This window comes from Deltaproteobacteria bacterium (genome assembly GCA_016234845.1).
In the GTDB taxonomy this organism is placed as follows: Bacteria; Desulfobacterota; Deferrimicrobia; order Deferrimicrobiales; family Deferrimicrobiaceae; genus JACRNP01.
Genome location: JACRNP010000213.1, coordinates 1 through 4,772 on the forward strand (window position 1 = coordinate 1; position 4,772 = coordinate 4,772).

Genomic DNA, 4,772 nt, shown 5'->3' on the forward strand with positions numbered 1-4,772 from the left:
CCCCCGTCCTGTTCGCCCTCGCGCTGATCTGCGCGGGACAGAGCTCCACGATCACCGGGACGCTCGCGGGCCAGATCGTGATGGAAGGGTTCGTCAACATCCGCCTGCGGCCGTGGCTGCGGCGCCTCGTCACGAGGTCCCTCGCGATCGTCCCGGCGGTGATCACGATCGCGGTGGCCGGCGAGGGGGCGACGGGGGAACTCCTCGTCTTCAGCCAGGTGCTCCTCTCCATGCAGCTCTCCTTCGCGGTCATCCCCCTCATCCACATGGTGAGCGACCGGAAGCGGATGGGCGCGTTCGCCATCGGCCCGCTCCCGAAGGCGCTCGCCTGGACGTGCGCGGGGATCATCGCGTCCCTGAACGTGAAGCTCGTGATCGGGGAGATCGGCGGGTGGATCGCCCTTGAAGGGACGGCCGGGGCGGCCGCGCGGTACGTGGCGGTGCCGGTCGCGATCGCCGTGGGGGCCCTGCTGATCTTCGTCCTCCTCGAACCGTTCCTGTCCGCCGGCCGGAGGAAGCGGCCGCACGACGTGCACCGGCCGGAGGTCGGGGAGGTCGAGCCGGCGCGGCCGTTCCGGAAGATCGCCGCCGCGCTCGACTTCGGCGACGCGGACGCCGAGGTTCTGTCCCGCGCCGCGGGGATCGCCTCGGCCAGCCGGTGCCCCCTCCTGCTGATCCACTGCGTGGAGAGCGCCGGCGCGGTCGCGCTCGGCGAGGAGATCACGGACACCGAGAGCCGGGCGGACCTCGAGCGGCTTCGGCGGTACACGGTCGTCCTCGGGAAGCACGACATCGATGTCGATACGGAGCTCGGGTTCGGCCACCCGGTCCGCGTCATCCCGGAAATCCTGCAGCGCCACGGAGTGGACCTCCTGGTGGTCGGCGCCCACGGCCACAAGGGGTTCTCGGACTGGCTCTACGGATCGACCATCGACGAGCTGCGGCACCGGCTGAACATATCCGTCCTGGTCGCCGGCCGCGACGGCTGACCATCCTCACGGCATCAAACCGGGGACTTCGCGGGAGGGGGTGGCGGCCGTGGAACGGAGGGTCCGGACGGCGATGCTCGTCGGAGCGGCGCTCTGGCTCCTGGGAGCCTGTTCCGCCTCCGCCGGGCATACCCACGGGCCGTCGGGAACGCCGTTGGAGGAGATGGGAGAGCGGGTCTTCCGGGGTACGGCCGGTCCCTGGAACGTCGAGGCCCGCATGATCGACATGAACGCCGAACTCGCCAGATCCGGAGTGTCGGCCGCGACGATCGCGAAACTTTCCTCGAGGCACCACCTGGTGGTGATCCTGACCGATCCGAAGTCCGGAAAGGCGGTCGTCGACGCCGCCGGGGAGGTGAGGATCGCCGGCCCGGACAGCGCATCCTCCTCGAAGGCTTCCCTCGTCCCGATGGGCGGTCACATCGGCAGCGACGTCCGGCTTCCGAAAGTCGGGAGATACCGGTTCGAGCTGGAGGCGGAAGGGGGCGGGCGAAGAGGCTCCGCGTCGTTTGAATATCTGCTGAAACCGTAACCGCGCACGTCTTCCGGAAATTTTCATCCCGGGAGAAACCGTCCTGTTTGATTCCCATCTCACTATCAGTAGTGGTTCCCGTGGGGGCAACGCAACCAATGGAGCTTTCAGGGAGGGCGACGGTATGACTGGAAGAAAAATCCTTTTTTCGCTGGGGCTTTGCGTAATGCTGGCGGGGGTTGCCGGAATCGCGATCGCGGACGAGCAGGGGATGCTCCCGTACGAGGCGTCCGACTATTCGCCGTCGGCGGATCCGTCCTGGCCGTCGGCGCAGACCGACGAATCCCAGGTCCGTGAACCGATCGACACCGGGGCGGTTCCCGGAATGTCGGAGAGCTCCTCGGAGCAGAACTGCTGCGCGGACAGCAGCGCGGAGGTCTACGAGCAGGGGACGAACGTTTTCCGGCGCGGCATCGACGACACGCCGTAACCGGGGCACAGTAGTTCCTTGACGAAGGAATCGTTTCGACGGCGCCGGGGAGGATGCGGCCCCCGGCGCCGTCGTCATATCCGCCGTTTCACGGCGGCGAGGGGGAAGCAGTGCGAAACGGTCCGCCTTCCGGCTAAAATGTATGGTACGGGGTGATTGCCCGTAGAAATCACGGGGAGGGCGGCCGTGCCGCGCAAGGTCGTCGGGATCGTTATCGGTTTTCTGATTCTTGCAGGTTTTTCCGCGGATTCCGGTGCCGCGGCCGAGTCGAGGACCGGATTGCGGCTCGCCGGGGGAGATCGTCCGTTCCTGTCCGCCTATGTCCGGTACTCCGCACAGGGGAGCCGCGACCTGCTCGGCCTGCCGGTGTCCCCGTCGATGCCGGAGCGGGAACTCGCCCGGCTCGAAAATCGGCTGCGGGAGGAGTTGCGCGGTCTCTCGTCGGAGGAGCCGGTGGTGGAGGCGTTCCGCCGCGTCCTTCTCGTCGAGGAGGGATTCACCTACGACAAATCCCCCGGGGAGCCGGAAAACTACCTTCTCGAGACGGTCGTATCGAGGAAGAAGGGGAACTGCCTCGGCCTGTCGATGCTCTATCTCGCCCTCGCGGAGCGGCTTGGAGTCCCCTTCCGCGGGGTGTACGTTCCGTCCCACTGCTTCGTGCGGCTCGAAGGGACCGCCGCCCGGAGGAACGTGGAGTTCTCCGACGGCGGGGCGAACTGGGATGACGAGCGGTACCGCCGGGAATTCCGCGTCGCGCCGGGCCGCCCGTACCTGGTTTCCCTGAGCGGCGACGGGATGCTCGGGGTGTTCCTGAAAAGCCTGGGCGCCGGGTATTCGCGCCGGGGCCGGGAGGCGGACGCCTTGCGGATCTACGATGAGGCGGCCCGCAGGTACCCGGGCCTTCCGGACGTCCATTACAACGCCGGCGTTTCGCTGCACAAGCTCGGTCGTCTCGATGAGGCGGCGGCCCGGTATCGCCTCGCGATCGCGCTCGATCCCGAAATGGCCGCCCCCCGCGAGAACCTGGGGATCCTCCTCGCGCGCAACGGACGGTATGCGGAGGCGATCGAGGAGGGGCGCAGGGCGGTGGAGCTCGAACCGCGGAACGCCGCGGCCCGGGGCAGCCTGGCGAGCACGTATTGCGGGTGCGGACGATTCGAAGAGGGGATCCGGGAGTTCCGGACGGCGGTGGAGCTCGAGCCGCGGAACGCCCGCGCGCGGGCGGGCCTTGCTCAGGCGTACTACGCCATGGGTTTCTACCGGGAGGCGGCCACCGAGTGCGACCGGGCGGAGGCGTTGGGGTGCCGTTTCGAACCGTCGATGCTCAAGGCGCTCAGCCGTTTCCGCGACTCCCGCGCCGTTCTCCCGTAGACGCGGCCGACGCGGGAGCCGCGCCGGTTCTCCCCGCCGGCTACCGGTCGGTCAACGCCCGGAGGACCGCGGAGACGTCCCGGTCGCCGAAGCCGGCGTCCCTTGCGGCGGCGAACAGGTCGCACGCCGCCTTCGTCACCGGCGTCGGGATCCCGGCCGCGGCCCCCGCCTCCACGGCGAGCCGCATGTCCTTGTGCGCGTGCTTCAACGGAAAGTTCGGCGTGAAGATCCGCTCCCCGAGCATGTCGGGTCCCTTCATCCGGATCGCCGGGCAATCCACGACCGAGTTCCCGAGCACGGCGAGGATCCGGTCCGGCGCAAGGCCCGCCTCCGTACCCGTCAGCGACGCCTCCGCGAGGACGCAGAGGATCGCCCCCAGGATCTGGTTGATGATGAGCTTCATCTGCGCCGCCATCCCGGTGCGGCCCATGTGGATCACCCGGTTCCCCATCGCCAGGAGCAACGGCTCCATCCGGCGGGAGAGCTCCTCGTCCCCCCCGGTGAGGATCGTGAGCGTTCCGTCGACGGCCGGCTTCCGGCTGCCCAGCACCGGCGCCTCGAGGTGGTCCGCGCCTTTTCCCCGCAGGAGGAGCGCGATCTCCCGGGAAGTCTCCGGGGACACGGTGCTCATGTCGATGTGGACCGTCCCGGGCGAGACGGCGGACAGGATTCCCCCCTTCGCCGTGACGACGTCGCGCACCGCCGCCGGATCGGCCACCATCGTGATCACGACCTCGGAGCCGCGGACCAGATCCGCGAGCGAGGGGGCCGCGTTGGCCCCGGCCGCGACGAGCGGCTCCATCTTCGCGCGGGTCCGGTTGTACACGGTGACCTCGTGCCCCTTCGAAAGGACGTTGCGGCACATCGGCTCCCCCATGATCCCGAGGCCCACGAATCCGATTTTCGCCATCGCCGCATCCCTCCCCGGTGACCGCCGCCGGAAATCCCGCCTTGACGCCCCGCTCCGATTCATCAGAATGGTACCATGACGCTCCCGGCCGCCGACGTCCTCCGCAAGACGCCGTTGTTCGCCGCCCTTCCGGACGAGGATCTCCGGCGGGTCGCCGCCCTGGCCGTTCCACGCCGATTCGGAAAGAAGGAGACCGTCTTCCGGGAGGGAGACAAGGCGGACGGGTTCTTCGTGGTCGCGTCCGGGAAGGTGAAGGTGTTCAAGCTCTCCGGGGAGGGGAAGGAGCAGGTTCTCCACGTCCTCGATCCGGGACAGACGTTCGCCGAGGCCGTGATCTTCGAGGGAGGGATCTACCCCGCGAGCGCGGAGGCGCTCGCCGACTCCCTGCTGCTCCTCCTGCCGAAACGACCGTTCATCGATCTCCTCGAGCGGCATCCCAAGGTGTCGATCCGGATGCTCGGATCCCTCTCCCGCTGGCTCAAGAGGATGACCGACCTCGTGGAGAGCCTTTCGTTGAAGGACGTGGAGGCCCGCCTGGTC

General features: G+C 68.5%; 6 protein-coding genes. 5 read left to right on the forward strand and 1 reads right to left on the reverse strand.

What is annotated here, in order from left to right; translation table 11 throughout:
* From HZB86_12885 to HZB86_12900, 4 genes are all read left to right on the forward strand, one after another.
* The coding region (locus tag HZB86_12885) for a divalent metal cation transporter (protein ID MBI5906412.1) at positions 1 to 989 on the forward strand (989 nt) is incomplete at its 5' end.
* A 49-nt stretch (positions 990 to 1,038) separates the two neighbouring features.
* Positions 1,039 to 1,521, forward strand: a complete 483-nt coding sequence (locus HZB86_12890; GenBank protein ID MBI5906413.1) for a hypothetical protein — start codon at positions 1,039 to 1,041, stop codon at positions 1,519 to 1,521.
* 124 nt (positions 1,522 to 1,645) lie between these two features.
* Positions 1,646 to 1,951 (forward strand): hypothetical protein, encoded by a 306-nt coding sequence (locus tag HZB86_12895; GenBank protein MBI5906414.1) that lies wholly within the window; start codon positions 1,646 to 1,648, stop codon positions 1,949 to 1,951.
* Positions 1,952 to 2,137: 186 nt separating this feature from the next.
* On the forward strand, positions 2,138 to 3,322 hold the full coding sequence (locus HZB86_12900) for a tetratricopeptide repeat protein (GenBank protein MBI5906415.1): 1,185 nt from the start codon (positions 2,138 to 2,140) through the stop codon (positions 3,320 to 3,322).
* Positions 3,323 to 3,362: 40 nt separating this feature from the next.
* Here the strand turns inward: HZB86_12900 and HZB86_12905 are convergent, their stop codons facing one another.
* Entirely contained in the window at positions 3,363 to 4,232 is an 870-nt protein-coding gene (locus HZB86_12905) for an NAD(P)-dependent oxidoreductase (protein ID MBI5906416.1), read from the reverse strand.
* Positions 4,233 to 4,307: 75 nt separating this feature from the next.
* Between HZB86_12905 and HZB86_12910 the strand changes: the two genes are divergently transcribed.
* Positions 4,308 to 4,772: Crp/Fnr family transcriptional regulator (locus tag HZB86_12910; GenBank protein ID MBI5906417.1), on the forward strand; the 465-nt coding region annotated here is incomplete at its 3' end.